The 16,125-nt window shown below is 56.5% G+C and carries 14 protein-coding genes; 4 read left to right on the forward strand and 10 right to left on the reverse strand.

The genetic code is table 11. The features are described from left to right. Positions 1–6: 6 nt before the first annotated feature. The 10 genes from E0F99_RS01460 to rpmH form a co-directional block, all read right to left on the reverse strand. Positions 7–414 (reverse strand): F0F1 ATP synthase subunit I, encoded by a 408-nt coding sequence (locus tag E0F99_RS01460; protein WP_083355997.1) that lies wholly within the window; start codon positions 412–414, stop codon positions 7–9. A 148-nt stretch (positions 415–562) separates the two neighbouring features. Then, on the reverse strand, positions 563–1,435 hold the full coding sequence (locus E0F99_RS01465) for a ParB/RepB/Spo0J family partition protein (RefSeq protein ID WP_083355996.1): 873 nt from the start codon (positions 1,433–1,435) through the stop codon (positions 563–565). A 9-nt stretch (positions 1,436–1,444) separates the two neighbouring features. Further along, positions 1,445–2,242 (reverse strand): ParA family protein, encoded by a 798-nt coding sequence (locus E0F99_RS01470; protein WP_083355995.1) that lies wholly within the window; start codon positions 2,240–2,242, stop codon positions 1,445–1,447. Positions 2,243–2,260: 18 nt separating this feature from the next. After that, complete coding sequence (gene rsmG / locus E0F99_RS01475; RefSeq protein ID WP_083355994.1) at positions 2,261–2,905, reverse strand: 16S rRNA (guanine(527)-N(7))-methyltransferase RsmG; 645 nt, start codon at positions 2,903–2,905, stop codon at positions 2,261–2,263. Then, positions 2,902–4,794, reverse strand: a complete 1,893-nt coding sequence (gene mnmG / locus E0F99_RS01480; RefSeq protein ID WP_083355993.1) for a tRNA uridine-5-carboxymethylaminomethyl(34) synthesis enzyme MnmG — start codon at positions 4,792–4,794, stop codon at positions 2,902–2,904. The genes rsmG and mnmG overlap by 4 nt, the downstream gene beginning before the upstream one ends. A 554-nt stretch (positions 4,795–5,348) precedes the next feature. Further along, positions 5,349–6,719 carry a tRNA uridine-5-carboxymethylaminomethyl(34) synthesis GTPase MnmE gene (mnmE, locus tag E0F99_RS01490; protein ID WP_083355991.1) on the reverse strand — a complete coding sequence of 457 codons (1,371 nt, stop codon included), beginning with the start codon at positions 6,717–6,719 and terminating at the stop codon, positions 5,349–5,351. A 79-nt stretch (positions 6,720–6,798) separates the two neighbouring features. Then, positions 6,799–8,478, reverse strand: a complete 1,680-nt coding sequence (gene yidC, locus E0F99_RS01495; RefSeq protein WP_083355990.1) for a membrane protein insertase YidC — start codon at positions 8,476–8,478, stop codon at positions 6,799–6,801. A gap of 2 nt (positions 8,479–8,480) precedes the next feature. Beyond that, complete coding sequence (gene yidD, locus E0F99_RS01500; RefSeq protein ID WP_083355989.1) at positions 8,481–8,726, reverse strand: membrane protein insertion efficiency factor YidD; 246 nt, start codon at positions 8,724–8,726, stop codon at positions 8,481–8,483. Beyond that, a complete protein-coding gene (gene rnpA / locus E0F99_RS01505; RefSeq protein ID WP_026013533.1) occupies positions 8,719–9,123 on the reverse strand; it encodes a ribonuclease P protein component in 405 nt (134 codons plus the stop codon). The genes yidD and rnpA overlap by 8 nt, the downstream gene beginning before the upstream one ends. A 16-nt stretch (positions 9,124–9,139) precedes the next feature. Beyond that, a complete protein-coding gene (rpmH, locus tag E0F99_RS01510; protein ID WP_003213577.1) occupies positions 9,140–9,274 on the reverse strand; it encodes a 50S ribosomal protein L34 in 135 nt (44 codons plus the stop codon). Positions 9,275–9,859: 585 nt separating this feature from the next. Here rpmH and dnaA point away from each other — a divergent pair. Genes dnaA through gyrB form a run of 4 tightly spaced genes read left to right on the forward strand, consistent with a single transcriptional unit; the run spans position 9,860 to position 16,068 of the window. Next, positions 9,860–11,380: a chromosomal replication initiator protein DnaA gene (dnaA, locus tag E0F99_RS01515; RefSeq protein ID WP_083355988.1), complete on the forward strand. Its 1,521-nt coding sequence runs from the start codon at positions 9,860–9,862 to the stop codon at positions 11,378–11,380. Positions 11,381–11,418: 38 nt separating this feature from the next. Beyond that, complete coding sequence (gene dnaN / locus E0F99_RS01520; protein WP_083355987.1) at positions 11,419–12,522, forward strand: DNA polymerase III subunit beta; 1,104 nt, start codon at positions 11,419–11,421, stop codon at positions 12,520–12,522. Positions 12,523–12,542: 20 nt separating this feature from the next. Next, positions 12,543–13,646 (forward strand): DNA replication/repair protein RecF, encoded by a 1,104-nt coding sequence (gene recF, locus E0F99_RS01525; RefSeq protein ID WP_010565854.1) that lies wholly within the window; start codon positions 12,543–12,545, stop codon positions 13,644–13,646. A 4-nt stretch (positions 13,647–13,650) separates the two neighbouring features. After that, entirely contained in the window at positions 13,651–16,068 is a 2,418-nt protein-coding gene (gene gyrB, locus E0F99_RS01530) for a DNA topoisomerase (ATP-hydrolyzing) subunit B (protein ID WP_083355986.1), read from the forward strand. Positions 16,069–16,125: the final 57 nt, after the last annotated feature.

The raw sequence follows: 16,125 nt of genomic DNA on the forward strand, positions 1-16,125 counted from the left end.
AACGCCCTAAGGTTTCGAAAGTCTTGTTTTCATTAGCAGGGGAGCGAACCAGCTGACCAGTTGGGTCAACACGAAGACGCCGAATACAGCCAGCGGCGCCAATGGCTTCACACCTGCAAAGGTCAGTGCAAACAGCACTGCCGTCAAAATCAGTTTCCCTGCCTCGCCAGCATAAAAAGACCGGACGATAGCCTGGGCTGCTCGGGCGCCGGAAAACCGAAAGGCCCTGTGAGCAAAATACATATTGGGCAGCAAGGCTATCAGGCCTCCGCAGAGTCCTGAATACCCGGCTACGACTCCATGCCAATACCAAAGCGCCAAAGCGGCGATCAGCAACATGACAAATTGAGCCAATAAAACCGGGAAAACGGCCAAGCGATGGAACGGCAACGTGTTTGGCGTGCGGGTTTCCATCACTCTTGCTCCTCAATAGTCGGCTGCCGGAAATCAATAACTTGGCATAATTTGTGCCGACAAAATGCGCGCAGAGTATAGGGGCGGTTCTGCCCCTATTCAACTGTCCGGTAGTGTTTTCCGATCACGCGCTACATAAGCAAATGTTTCAGCGGATATGGGCAAGGACGCCCTGAAGCTCATCGAGTGAGTTATATCCGATGACTAATTGCCCTTTGCCTTTCTTGCCGTGGCGAATTTGCACCGCAGACCCCAGGCGTTCGGCCAGGCGCTGCTCGAGGCGCGCGATATCCGGATCAGGTTTGACGGTTTCGACCGGTGCAGGTTTACCGCTGAGCCACTGGCGAACTAAAGCCTCAGTCTGACGAACGGTGAGACCGCGTGCGACAACGTGTCGCGCCCCTTCAACCTGTAGATTTTCCGGTAAACCGAGCAAAGCACGGGCATGACCCATTTCCAGGTCGCCATGGGACAGCATGGTCTTGATGACTTCCGGCAGCGCGATCAGGCGCAACAAGTTGGACACGGTCACACGGGACTTGCCTACCGCATCCGCGACTTCCTGCTGCGTCAGTTTGAATTCCTGCTGCAAACGCTGCAGGGCGATCGCCTCCTCGATCGGATTGAGGTCTTCGCGTTGAATATTCTCAATCAGCGCCATGGCGATAGCGGTTTCGTCCGGCACATCGCGCACCATCGCCGGGATGGTGTCCTTGCCGGCCTGCTGGCTGGCGCGCCAGCGGCGTTCACCAGCGATGATTTCAAAGCGACCGCCGCCAATCGGGCGGACGACGATCGGCTGCATCACGCCTTGGGCCTTGATCGAATTGGCCAGTTCTTCCAGCGCCTGAGGGTCCATATCTCGGCGTGGCTGGTATTTGCCACGCTGGATCAGGTCCAGCGGCAGGTGCTGCAGCTCGCGCTCATCGGCCTGAACCGCTTGTTCTTCAAGCGAAGTGACAGTCGGACCACTCAGCAGTGCATCCAGTCCACGTCCGAGACCTCGTTTCTTGACGGCCATGGGGATTCCTTAAGTTGGCTGGGCTGCAGCGGTGCGTGAGTTACGGCGTTGACGGCGAACCATCTCGCCGGCCAGTGCCAGATAGGCAATGGCGCCCCGCGATGATTTGTCGTACGCCAGCGCGGGCATGCCATAGCTTGGCGCTTCGGCCAGGCGGATGTTGCGTGGAATCACGGTGTCGTAAAGCTGATCGCCAAAGTGTTCCTTGAGCTGCGCCGACACATCGTTCATCAGGCTCAGGCGCGGATCGTACATGGTCCGCAGCAGGCCTTCGATTTGCAGGTTCGGGTTGAGCAACTCGGCGATACGCTTGATGTTATCCACAAGGTCGCTCAAGCCTTCAAGCGCGAAGTACTCGCACTGCATGGGGATAATCACCCCATCTGCCGCGACCAAGGCGTTCAACGTGAGCATCGACAGCGACGGTGGGCAGTCGATCAAAATGTAATCGTAGTTCTCGCGGATCGGCGCCAGGGCGCTGCGCAGACGGCTTTCTTTCATCTGCATTTCCAGCAGCACCACTTCCGCCGCGGTCAAATCGCGGTTGGCCGGCAGCAGTTGATAACCGCCGTGCTCGGAGTAGTGCATGGCCTCGGCCAGGTCGCACTCGCCAATCAGCAAGTCGTAGACCGAGTTTTCCAGGCCGTGTTTATCCACACCGCTACCCATGGTGGCGTTGCCCTGTGGATCGAGATCGATCAACAGCACCCGGCGCTTGGTCGCGACCAGGGATGCTGCGAGGTTGATGCAGGTGGTGGTTTTGCCCACGCCACCTTTCTGGTTCGCTATCGCGAATACCTTAGCCATTCTTGCTTGTGTTCCCAATCATGCCGTGCGGCGCAGTATCAGCAGATGGCGTTGGCCTTGGCAACCGGGTACGGCCAAGGCGTGTTCGCTATCGAGGTGGAAGTCTGCCGGCAATGCTAACAGCTCGTCACTTGGATGAACGCCCTTCATTGCCAGCCAACGGGTGTTGCGGTCGCCTAAGTGGCGAGTCCAGTTGCTGAAGTTCTCCATGCTGCTGAACGCCCGGGAAACGATTCCGTTGAAAGGCTGTTCAGGCGTGAAGGCTTCGACGCGACTGTGGATAACGTGGAGGTTATCCAGCTTGAGTTCGAGTTTGACCTGGGTCAGGAAGCGGGTTTTCTTGCCGTTGCTGTCCAGGCACGTGACTTGCGACTCTGGAAACAGGATGGCCAGCGGGATGCCAGGCATACCGCCGCCACTGCCCACGTCAAGCCAGCGACCGTTCTCGATAAACGGCATCACGCTCAGGCTGTCGAGCAAGTGGCGCGAGACCATTTCGTCCGGGTCGCGCACCGCTGTCAGGTTGTAAGCCTTGTTCCATTTGATCAACAGGGCCAGGTAGCCCAGCAGCAAATCGTGCTGGGCATCGGTCAGGTGCACGCCCAACTGGCGTGCACCTGTGGATAACTCTTCGGCGTGTTGCGAGGTGACCAACGAACTCAAGCGCTTTGCTCCAACTGACGGCCCGCGCCGCGTTTTTTCAAGTGAATCATCAACAGCGAAATGGCGGCCGGGGTGACGCCAGGGATACGTGAAGCCTGGCCAAGTGTCTCCGGGCGAGTTATCCCCAGCTTGCTTTGGATTTCTTTCGACAGCCCGGAAATCCCGGTGTAATCGATATCCACAGGCAGCTTGGTGTCTTCACTGGCGCGCAGGCGAGCGATCTCGTCCTGTTGACGGTCAATGTAACCGGCGTATTTGGTCTTGATTTCAACCTGCTCGGCGACCTGAGGGTCTTGTGCACCGTGGCCTGTCACTTCGACCAGACCAGCGTAGTCGATTTCCGGACGGGACAGCAGGTTCAGCAAGTTGTATTCGTGGGTCAGCGGCGTGCCGAATTTTTCGGCAATCGCGTCGCCCTGCTCGGTGCCCGGGCGAACCCAGGTACTTTTCAGGCGCTGCTCTTCCAGCGTGATGCTTTCGCGTTTTTTGCAGAAAGCGGCCCAGCGTGCGTCATCGACCAAGCCCAGCTCGCGACCTTTTTCGGTCAGGCGCAGGTCGGCGTTGTCTTCACGCAGGATCAGGCGATATTCCGCCCGGGAGGTGAACATCCGGTACGGTTCCTGGGTGCCCAGGGTAATCAGGTCGTCAACCAATACGCCGATGTACGCCTCGTCGCGACGTGGGCACCAGCTGTCTTTGCCCTGTGCACGCAGTGCGGCGTTGGTCCCGGCCAGCAAACCTTGGGCGCCGGCTTCTTCGTAACCGGTGGTGCCGTTGATTTGCCCGGCGAAGAACAGGCCGCCGATCACTTTGGTTTCCAGGCTGTACTTCAGGTCACGCGGGTCGAAGTAGTCGTACTCGATGGCGTAGCCAGGGCGAACGATGTGCGCGTTTTCCATACCGCGAATCGACTGCACGATCTGGATTTGCACGTCGAACGGCAGGGACGTGGAAATGCCGTTCGGGTACAGCTCGTGAGTGGTCAAGCCTTCGGGTTCGATGAAGACCTGGTGGCTTTCCTTGTCAGCAAAGCGGTGAATCTTGTCTTCGATCGATGGGCAATAACGCGGGCCGATGCCTTCGATCACCCCGGAATACATCGGCGAACGGTCGAGGTTCGCGGCAATAATTTCGTGGGTTCGGGCGTTGGTGTGGGTAATCCAGCAACTGACCTGTTTGGGGTGCTGCTCTTTGGAACCCATGAACGACATCACCGGGATTGGCGTATCGCCGGCCTGTTCGGTCATCACCGAGAAATCCACGGAGCGCCCGTCGATACGCGGCGGGGTCCCGGTTTTCAGGCGACCGACGCGCAGCGGCAATTCACGCAGGCGTTTTGCCAGGGCAATCGACGGCGGATCACCGGCGCGACCACCGGAATAATTCTGCATACCGATGTGGATAAGTCCGCCGAGGAACGTACCGGTGGTCAACACCACGGATTCTGCGAGAAAACGCAGGCCCATTTGGGTGACTACACCGCGTACCTGATCCTGTTCGACGATCAGGTCATCCGCTGCTTGCTGAAATATCCACAGGTTCGGCTGGTTTTCCAGGGTTTCACGTACCGCGGCCTTGTACAGGATGCGGTCAGCTTGTGCCCGCGTAGCCCGTACGGCCGGGCCTTTTCGGCTGTTGAGCACGCGAAATTGAATACCACCTTTGTCGGTCGCCATGGCCATGACGCCGCCCAGGGCGTCGATTTCCTTGACCAGATGGCTTTTGCCGATCCCACCAATGGCGGGGTTGCAACTCATGGCACCGAGGGTTTCCACGTTGTGCGTCAGCAACAGGGTTTTGACGCCCATGCGTGCTGAGGCCAGTGCTGCCTCGGTACCGGCATGACCGCCGCCGATGACGATCACTTCAAAACGGGAAGGGAAATCCACCACGCACCTCGTGCCTGCTTATGTAGGTAATTAGGAATTGATTGGTTGAGCTGGTTTTAGAGCAATGGCCGCAAGTATAGGGACTTAGCCCTTCCTAAAGAACCCTTTGCACAAAATTTAACCAGCTGTGGATGAATCACAGACAATAGAAATTAAAAGAGAGAACTTTATAAGCTCTTTGTTTTTATGTTTATTTCTACTGAGCCTACTTTCTGTGGATAGATCTCTACAGCCCCCTATTTACGTTGTGTACAGAGAATCAAAAGTCTGTGGTCATGTGCCAATGAGGCCCTTGGATAAGTGCTTTAAGCCTGTGGATTAAACAGGTGGTTATCCACAAGGGGGTTTTTACTCAGGTTTCAAGCCCTGTTATCAACTGGGCACAGGGGCGGTTATTCACAGGTCTTAATCCACCGAAAAGTGCTCGCGCGGCCAAATAACGCCCACGCAAAAACCGCCACAACCTGGGTGGTGAATCAAAAGATGCAATGGAGTGCCCTGAAGCGGGCGAAACAGACAGGCGCGAATGGCCTGTCTGTGGACAAAACGAAGGGTTATTTACCGATGCAGAAGCTGGAAAAGATCCGCCCCAGCAAATCATCTGAGCTGAATGCGCCAGTGATCTCACCCAACAGCTGCTGCGCTTGACGTAAATCCTCAGCCAGCAGCTCCCCTGCACCCGCCAAGGTCAGCTGTGCCCGACCGTGCTCCAATGCCGCGCTGGCATGGCGCAGCGCCTCCAGGTGCCTGCGGCGTGCGCTGAAGCTGCTTTCCGAGGTTTGCTCATAGCCCATGCAGGCCTTGAGATGGTCGCGCAACAATTCCAAGCCATCGCCGGCCGACTTTGCGCTCAGGCTGATGGTGACATGGCCGTCCTGGCTGGTTTCCATGGCAATGGCCTCGCCGGTCAGGTCAGCCTTGTTGCGAATCAAGGTGACCTTCGCCGGGGCCGGCCGCTGTTCGAGGAATTCTGGCCACAGCGCAAAAGGATCCACAGCCTCTGGTGCCGTGGCGTCCACCACCAGCAGTACTCGATCCGCTTCGCCGATAGCCTTGAGTGCACGCTCTACGCCGATCTTTTCGACCTGGTCGTCGGTGTCGCGCAAACCGGCAGTGTCGACCACGTGCAGGGGCATGCCATCGATGTGGATATGTTCGCGCAAGATATCCCGGGTGGTGCCGGCAATCTCGGTAACGATGGCCGCTTCGCGACCTGCCAGGGCATTCAGTAGGCTGGATTTGCCGGCATTCGGTCGGCCGGCAATCACCACCGTCATACCGTCACGCAGCAGGGCGCCCTGCCCGGCTTCGCGCAGCACTGTGGATAACTCATCACGGACCTTATCCAGCATCGCCAGCACATGGCCATCGGCGAGAAAGTCGATTTCTTCCTCCGGAAAATCAATCGCGGCCTCAACGTAGATACGCAAGCTGATCAATTGCTCGGTCAGGTTATGCACACGCAACGAAAAGGCACCCTGCAACGAGCGCAATGCGTTGCGCGCCGCCTGTGCAGAACTCGCTTCGATCAAGTCGGCAATGGCTTCTGCCTGGGCCAGGTCGAGTTTGTCATTCAGGAACGCACGCTCACTGAATTCTCCGGGGCGCGCCAGGCGGCAACCCAACTGCAGGCAGCGCTGCAGCAACATATCCAGGACAATCGGGCCGCCGTGGCCCTGCAGTTCCAGCACATCTTCACCTGTGAACGAGTTGGGGCCGGGAAAATACAGCGCCAGGCCTTCGTCCAACACCGTTTCATCGGCATCCAGAAAGGGGCCGTAATGCGCGTATCGGGGTTTCAACTCGCGGCCGCTGATGGCCTGGGCTGCCACGCTGGCCAGCGGCCCGGAAATTCGAACGATACCCACACCGCCACGACCTTGAGCGGTAGCGACAGCGGCGATGGTTTCACGAGGAGCGCTCATCAGCAGGTTCCAGAACAAAAGTGACGGAAAGCAAAACGCCCCACTAGGGGGCGTCTTGAGTGGTTATCCACACAGTAAATTATGCCGCAGCTTTGGTAGCCGCTTCAATTTTACGTGTGATGTACCACTGTTGAGAGATCGACAGGCAGTTGTTGACCACCCAGTACAGCACCAGACCGGCTGGGAACCACAGGAAGAAGAAGGTGAAGATGATTGGCATCATTTTCATTACCTTGGCCTGCATCGGATCCGGCGGGGTCGGGTTCAAGCGCTGCTGGATAAACATGGTCGCGCCCATGATGATCGGCAGGATAAAGAACGGGTCTTTGATCGACAGGTCAGTTATCCACAGCATGAACGGCGCCTGACGCATTTCCACGCTTTCCAGGAGAACCCAGTAAAGCGACAGGAACACCGGCATCTGCACCAGAATCGGCAAGCATCCACCCAGCGGGTTGATCTTCTCTTTCTTGTACAGCTCCATCATGGCCTGCGACATTTTCTGCCGGTCGTCACCATGTTGCTCTTTCAGCGCGGCCAGTTTCGGCGCTACGGCACGCATGCGCGCCATCGACTTGTAGCTGGCTGCCGACAGAGGGAAGAAGATCCCTTTGATCAGCATGGTCAAGAAGATGATCGAGAAGCCCCAGTTACCGACGATGCTGTGGATATGTTGCAGCAGCCAGAAGATCGGCTGGGCAATGAACCACAGAATGCCGTAATCCACAGTCAGTTCCAGACCTGGGGACAACTCTTTCAGTACTGCCTGGCTTTTCGGGCCGGCGTACAGAGTAGCGCTGGTTTCAGCCTTGGCACCTGGCGCGACGGTCAACGCCGGGCCAGTAAAACCAATGATGTAGTTGCCTTGGCTGTCTTTACGGGTTTGAACCAGGTTGGCTTCACCCTTGTTCGGGATCCATGCGGTCACGAAGTAGTGTTGCAACCAGGCAACCCAGCCGCCTTGCACGGTTTCTTTCAGCGCGCCCTTGTCGATATCTTTCATCGACACTTTTTTGTAAGGCTCGCTACTTGTCCACAGGGCTGCGCCCAGGTAAGTCGCAGTACCGGTGGCAGTGCTGGAAGAAGGATCAGCGCTGTTGTCACGCTTGAGCTGAGCAAACAGGTTGCCGGTCCAAGGCTTGGCGCTTTCGTTGTCGATCAGGTAAGTGACCTTCAAGTCGTACAAGCCACGGGTGAAACTGAAACGCTTGATGTAGTTGACGCCGTCGTGACTGAATTTCAGGTCAACGTTCAGCTGGTTCTGGCCATCAGCCAGTTGATAACTCTTCTGCTCGGTCGAATAAACCGGACGACCGGTAGCACGAGCATCCGGACCGTCAGTGCCGGTCAGGCCACTTTGTGCCAGATAAGTACGTTCACCACCGTTATCGAACAGTTGGAACGGAACATCCGGATGGTCTTGGCGACGTGGATACAGCGGCAGTTTCAGCTGCGCGATATCACCACCTTGTGGGTCGATAGCCAGGTCGAGCACATCCGTTTTCACGTGGATGAGGTCTTTATTGGTGACCACTGGCGTTTCTAGAGGGGCGTTTGTCTCGCCATTCGCGCTGGGAACATCGGCACTCGCGGACGCATTGTTACCCAGCGGCGTGTCCGGAATAGCCGGCGCAGCCTGATTGGTAGCAATATTCTGAGTCGGCAGGGCAGCTTGGCCGTAGTCCTGGTTCCACTTAAGAACCATGACGTAGGACACGATTGCCAGGGCGACGATCAGGATCGTGCGTTTAATATCCATGATTACTCGGCCATCGAAGAAGAACGGGAGGTAGGGATAGGCGGAACCGGGTCATAACCACCGGGATTCCACGGATGACAGCGGCCTAAACGACGAAAGGCCAGCCAGCCACCGCGCAGAAGACCATGATTTTCTATGGCCTCTAACGCGTAGCAGGAACAACTGGGGTAGAAACGACAGTGGTCAGCCATCAGAGGACTAATGGCATAACGGTAAAACTGGATCGGAACGAGGGCCAGCTTACGCATTAGTGCTGTCTACCCCTACAGTTTCGGTGCTGACTGCTGGTGCTGGCTTGTTGGTACGCGCCAAACGTTTCCAGAGCTTGCCGAAATGCTGAATCAATTCGGGGTTTTCTACGTCCCCCAAGCCTTTGCGCGCGACGATAACAATATCCCAACCAACCAGAGTGTCCTGGTGGAGGCGAAACGATTCGCGCATCAGACGCTTGAGGCGATTGCGCTCAACGGAGAGCTTTACGCTCTTCTTGCCGATCACCAACCCGAGACGGGGGTGATCCAGATCGTTGTTACGCGCAAGGAGCAGGAGATTTTTCCCCGGAACCTTGCCGGTGGGGGAGTCAAAGACTGCCTTGAAATGCCGGGGGGTTAGCAGACGCTTTTCCCGACTGAAGTCCTGACTCACCACCAGTACCGGATTATCAAACTGCCAGACGCGCACGACCTTTGGCGCGGCGACGCGACAGGACAGCACGGCCGTTCTTGGTAGCCATGCGAGCACGGAAGCCGTGAGTACGGGCGCGTTTGATGGTGCTTGGTTGGAAAGTACGTTTCATGGCGTTGTTACCTGGTTCGTCCACAACGGGCCGGAATGGCCCCCGTTTTAAGAGACCGGCGATTCTAGAGAAAGCAAGCCTCTAGGTCAATTTCCAACCAGCTTTTCCTTTAATTAGTTCTTCGCAGGCATTCCGGCCTTTTCTGTTCGCAGGCCGTTCATGAGCAATGCCATAGATATAAAAATAAAGAAGGAAGTTATTTAAAGCTTTTCTGTAAAGCTTATAAAAGCTAGGGAGGCGGTTATCTGTGGATAACTGCCTTGAGCCCATATTCTGCGTGATGTACAGAGGATGACAACTAGGCGGGGAAACGGTGCTTAGGCTGTGCTGCGCTATCGGATAAGCTGTGGGTGGAATGGCTTGTTATCCACAGGCCAGTTACCCACAGACTTTCGACCCCACTTGTACAACGAGCTTAGGGGCGCTTATCCACAGAGCTTATGCACAGACCATTGGTCGCCTTTTTTACGGTTAACGCATTGATTTTGGGTGCCCTGTGCGCAACCTACATGTGGATAAGTGGACGGCTGGCCGCTACAATGGCGGCTGTTTTTGCCTCACCGGCTTTCAACTTAGGGGATATCCGTGTCAGTGGAACTTTGGCAGCAGTGCGTGGAGCTTTTGCGCGAAGAGCTGCCTGCCCAGCAATTCAACACCTGGATCCGTCCGCTACAGGTCGAAGCCGAAGGCGACGAGTTGCGTGTCTACGCGCCGAATCGTTTTGTTCTCGATTGGGTTAATGAGAAGTACCTGAGCCGCGTTCTCGAATTGCTCGATGAACACGGCAACGGCCTTGCGCCCGTGCTTTCTTTATTAATAGGCAGCAAACGTAGCTCTGCACCGCGTGCAGCGCCGAATGCACCGTTGGCAGCGAGCGCCTCGCAGGCTCAGGCCGCAGCGGCACCTGTTAATAACTCGCCTGCGCAAATTGCCCAGACGCCTTCGAAATCCTCGGCGCAGAAAAACGCGCCTATAAATGAAGAACCGTCCCGCGACAGCTTTGACCCGATGGCCGGCGCCAGCTCTCAACAGGCACCAGTTCGTGCCGAACAGCGCACCGTCCAGGTAGAAGGCGCGCTCAAGCACACCAGCTACTTGAACCGCACGTTCACCTTTGAAAACTTTGTCGAAGGTAAATCCAACCAGTTGGCCCGCGCGGCCGCCTGGCAGGTCGCCGACAACCCCAAGCACGGTTACAACCCGCTCTTCCTTTATGGCGGCGTCGGTTTGGGTAAAACTCACTTGATGCACGCTGTGGGTAACCACCTATTAAAGAAGAACCCGAATGCGAAGGTCGTGTACCTGCACTCGGAGCGCTTCGTCGCTGACATGGTCAAGGCCTTGCAGCTCAACGCAATCAACGAGTTCAAGCGGTTCTACCGCTCCGTTGATGCCTTGCTGATCGATGACATTCAATTTTTCGCTCGCAAGGAACGTTCTCAGGAAGAGTTTTTCCACACCTTCAACGCCCTGCTCGAAGGCGGCCAGCAGGTCATCTTGACCAGCGACCGTTACCCGAAGGAAATCGAAGGCCTGGAAGAACGCTTGAAGTCGCGTTTTGGCTGGGGCCTGACCGTTGCGGTAGAGCCACCGGAGCTGGAAACCCGCGTCGCGATCCTCATGAAGAAGGCCGACCAGGCGAAAGTCGATTTGCCGCATGACGCTGCTTTCTTCATTGCCCAACGCATTCGCTCCAACGTGCGTGAGTTGGAAGGCGCGCTCAAGCGCGTCATCGCTCACTCGCACTTCATGGGCCGCGATATCACCATCGAGTTGATTCGTGAATCCCTGAAAGACCTGCTGGCGCTGCAAGATAAGCTGGTGAGTGTGGATAACATCCAGCGCACCGTGGCTGAGTACTACAAGATCAAGATTTCCGACCTGCTGTCCAAGCGCCGTTCGCGCTCGGTGGCACGTCCACGTCAGGTAGCGATGGCGCTCTCCAAAGAGCTGACCAACCACAGCCTGCCGGAAATCGGTGATGTGTTTGGCGGTCGCGACCACACCACGGTCTTGCACGCGTGCCGCAAGATCAACGAACTTAAGGAATCCGACGCGGATATTCGCGAGGACTACAAGAACCTGCTGCGTACACTGACTACTTGATGACACCAGCGCAGCTTATTAAGGCAAGGGACTAGACCATGCATTTCACCATTCAACGCGAAGCCCTGTTGAAACCCCTGCAACTGGTCGCAGGCGTCGTCGAGCGCCGACAGACCTTGCCGGTGCTCTCCAACGTATTGCTGGTTGTCGAAGGCCAGCAACTGTCCTTGACCGGTACCGACTTGGAAGTCGAGCTGGTCGGTCGTGTGCAGCTGGAAGAGCCTGCTGAACCGGGCGAAATCACTGTGCCGGCGCGCAAGCTGATGGACATCTGCAAAAGCTTGCCTAATGAAGCGCTTATCGACATCAAGGTCGATGAGCAGAAGTTGGTGGTCAAGGCCGGTCGCAGCCGTTTTACGCTGTCCACCTTGCCAGCCAATGACTTCCCGACTGTCGAGGAAGGCCCTGGCTCGCTGACCTGCAGCCTGGAGCAAAGCAAACTGCGCCGTTTGATCGAGCGCACCAGCTTCGCCATGGCTCAACAGGATGTTCGTTACTACCTCAACGGTATGTTGCTGGAAGTCTCCGAAGGCATTATCCGCGCCGTGGCCACCGACGGACACCGTCTGGCGATGTGCTCCATGCGTGCCGATATTGGTCAGCCGGATCGCCACCAAGTGATCGTCCCGCGCAAAGGTATCCTCGAATTGGCGCGTCTGCTTACCGAGCCGGATGGCAACGTCAGTATCGTTTTGGGCCAGCACCACATTCGCGCCACCACCAGTGAATTCACGTTCACGTCAAAATTGGTCGACGGCAAGTTCCCGGATTACGAGCGCGTACTGCCTAAAGGCGGCGACAAACTGGTAATTGGTGATCGTCAGGCCCTGCGTGAAGCGTTCAGCCGTACCGCGATTCTGTCGAACGAAAAGTACCGTGGTATCCGTCTGCAACTGGCCAACGGTCAGCTGAAAATCCAGGCGAATAACCCGGAGCAGGAAGAAGCGGAAGAAGAAGTGGGCGTTGACTACAACGGCGGCTCGCTGGAGATCGGCTTTAACGTGAGCTACCTGTTGGACGTACTGGGTGTAATGACCACCGAACAGGTTCGTCTGATTCTGTCGGACTCCAACAGCAGCGCCCTGGTGCAAGAATCCGATAACGACGACTCGGCTTACGTTGTTATGCCGATGCGTCTGTAATCATGTTCAGCAGAAGCTAGATGTCCCTCAGTCGCGTCTCGGTCACCGCGGTGCGCAATCTGCACCCGGTGACCTTCTCCCCTTCCCCCCGCATCAATATCCTCCACGGCGCCAACGGCAGTGGCAAAACCAGCGTGCTGGAAGCCATTCATTTGCTTGGGCTCGCCCGTTCCTTTCGTAGCGCCCGTCTTTTGCCGGTGATTCAGTACGAGCAATTGGCGTGCACGGTGTTTGGCCAAGTCGAATTGGCTGAAGGCGGCCATAGTAGCCTGGGGATATCTCGCGATCGCGGTGGGGAGTTTCAAATTCGCATCGACGGGCAAAACGCTCGCAGTGCTGCGCAACTGGCAGAAATCCTGCCGTTGCAACTGATCAACCCCGACAGCTTCCGCTTGTTGGAAGGTGCACCAAAAATTCGCAGGCAATTCCTCGATTGGGGAGTGTTCCACGTGGAACCGCGGTTCATGGCCACTTGGCAGCGCCTGCAGAAGGCCCTGAGGCAGCGGAACTCATGGCTGCGGCATGGTACACTTGACGCCGCTTCACAAGCAGCCTGGGACCGGGAACTGTGCCTGGCCAGCGATGAAATAGATGAATACCGCCGCGCCTATATCAAAGCCTTGAAACCAGTCTTTGAGCAGACCTTGAGTGAGTTGTTGGATCTCGAGGGGCTGACGCTGAGCTACTACCGTGGTTGGGATAAAGAGCGTGAGCTGAGCGCTGTGCTCGCCACTTCCTTGCAGCGGGATCAGCAGATTGGCCATACACAGGCAGGCCCCCAACGGGCTGATCTGCGCCTTAGATTAGGCGCACACAATGCCGCGGATATTTTGTCCCGCGGTCAGCAGAAGTTGGTGGTGTGTGCACTGCGTATCGCCCAAGGGCATTTGGTTAGCCAAGCTCGGCGCGGTCAGTGTATTTATCTGGTGGATGACCTGCCGTCCGAACTCGACGAGCAACACCGCCGCGCGTTATGCCGCTTGTTGGAAGACTTACGCTGCCAGGTGTTTATCACCTGTGTAGACCATGAATTATTGAGGGAAGGCTGGCAGACGGAAACGCCAGTCGCTTTGTTCCACGTGGAACAAGGCCGTATCACCCAGACCCACGACCATCGGGAGTGAAGGCATGAGCGAAGAAAACACGTACGACTCGACCAGCATTAAAGTGCTGAAAGGTTTGGATGCCGTACGCAAACGTCCCGGTATGTACATTGGCGACACCGATGATGGTAGCGGTCTGCACCACATGGTGTTCGAGGTGGTCGACAACTCCATCGACGAAGCTTTGGCCGGTCACTGCGACGACATCAATATTATCATCCACCCGGATGAATCCATCACCGTGCGCGACAACGGTCGCGGTATTCCGGTAGATGTGCATAAAGAAGAAGGCGTTTCGGCGGCTGAGGTCATCATGACCGTGCTGCATGCCGGCGGTAAGTTCGACGACAACTCCTATAAAGTCTCCGGCGGTTTGCACGGTGTAGGTGTGTCGGTGGTGAACGCACTGTCCGAAGAACTGATCCTGACTGTTCGCCGTAGTGGCAAGATCTGGGAACAGACCTACGTGCACGGTGTGCCACAAGAACCGATGAAAATCGTCGGTGACAGTGAGACCACCGGTACGCAGATCCACTTCAAGCCATCGGATGAAACCTTCAAGAATATTCACTTCAGTTGGGACATCCTGGCCAAGCGGATTCGTGAACTGTCCTTCCTCAACTCCGGTGTGGGTATCGTCCTCAAGGACGAGCGCAGCGGTAAGGAAGAACTGTTCAAGTACGAAGGCGGTTTGCGTGCCTTCGTTGAATACCTGAACACCAACAAGACTGCGGTCAACCAGGTGTTCCACTTCAATATCCAGCGTGAAGACGGCATCGGCGTGGAAATCGCCCTGCAGTGGAACGATAGCTTCAACGAGAACCTGTTGTGCTTCACCAACAACATTCCACAGCGCGATGGTGGTACTCACTTGGTGGGTTTCCGTTCCGCACTGACGCGTAACCTGAACACCTACATCGAAGCAGAAGGCTTGGCCAAAAAGCACAAAGTCGCCACCACCGGTGACGACGCACGTGAAGGCCTTACCGCGATTATCTCGGTGAAAGTACCTGATCCTAAGTTCAGCTCCCAGACCAAAGACAAGCTGGTGTCTTCCGAAGTGAAGACCGCAGTGGAACAGGAGATGGGTAAATACTTCTCCGACTTCCTGCTGGAGAACCCGAACGAAGCCAAGCTGGTTGTCGGCAAGATGATCGACGCTGCACGTGCCCGTGAAGCCGCGCGTAAAGCCCGTGAGATGACCCGCCGTAAAGGCGCGCTGGACATCGCCGGCCTGCCTGGCAAGCTGGCTGACTGCCAGGAGAAGGACCCTGCCCTCTCCGAACTGTACCTGGTGGAAGGTGACTCTGCTGGCGGTTCCGCCAAGCAGGGTCGTAACCGTCGCACCCAGGCCATCCTGCCGTTGAAGGGTAAGATCCTCAACGTCGAGAAAGCCCGCTTCGACAAGATGATTTCCTCGCAAGAAGTCGGCACCTTGATCACGGCGTTGGGCTGCGGTATTGGCCGTGACGAGTACAACATCGACAAGCTGCGCTATCACAACATCATCATCATGACCGATGCTGACGTCGATGGTTCGCACATCCGTACGCTGCTGCTGACCTTCTTCTTCCGTCAGTTGCCGGAGCTGATCGAGCGTGGCTATATCTACATTGCTCAGCCGCCGTTGTACAAAGTGAAAAAGGGCAAGCAAGAGCAATACATCAAAGACGACGACGCCATGGAAGAGTACATGACACAGTCGGCCCTGGAAGATGCCAGCTTGCACTTGAACGACGAAGCGCCTGGTATTTCCGGTGCGTCGCTGGAGCGTCTGGTTAACGACTTCCGCATGGTCATGAAGACCCTCAAGCGTTTGTCGCGCCTGTACCCTCAGGAGCTGACCGAGCACTTCATCTATTTGCCTTCGGTGAGCCTGGAGCAGTTGGGCGATCACGCTCACATGCAGAATTGGCTGGCTCAATATGAAGTCCGCCTGCGCACTTCTGAGAAGTCTGGTCTGGTGTACAAAGCCAGCCTGCGTGAGGACCGTGAGCGTAACGTATGGCTGCCAGAGGTCGAACTGATCTCCCACGGCCTGTCGAACTACGTCACCTTCAACCGCGACTTCTTCGGCAGTAACGACTACAAAACCGTCGTTACCCTCGGCGCGCAATTGAGCACCCTGCTGGACGACGGTGCTTACATCCAGCGTGGCGAACGCAAGAAGCAGGTCAAGGAATTCAAGGAAGCCCTTGATTGGCTGATGGCGGAAAGCACCAAGCGTCACACCATCCAGCGATACAAAGGTCTGGGCGAAATGAACCCGGATCAGCTATGGGAAACCACCATGGACCCGGCTCAGCGTCGCATGCTGCGTGTGACCATCGAAGACGCCATTGGCGCCGACCAGATCTTCAACACCCTGATGGGTGATGCGGTCGAGCCTCGTCGCGACTTCATCGAGAGCAATGCCTTGGCTGTGTCCAACCTGGACTTCTGATCAGGTAAACCTGCTAAAACAAAAAGGCCAACGCTTAGCGTTGGCCTTTTTTATTGG

Origin of the sequence: Pseudomonas antarctica, assembly GCF_900624995.1 — a bacterium.
In the GTDB taxonomy this organism is placed as follows: domain Bacteria; phylum Pseudomonadota; class Gammaproteobacteria; order Pseudomonadales; family Pseudomonadaceae; genus Aquipseudomonas; species Aquipseudomonas antarctica.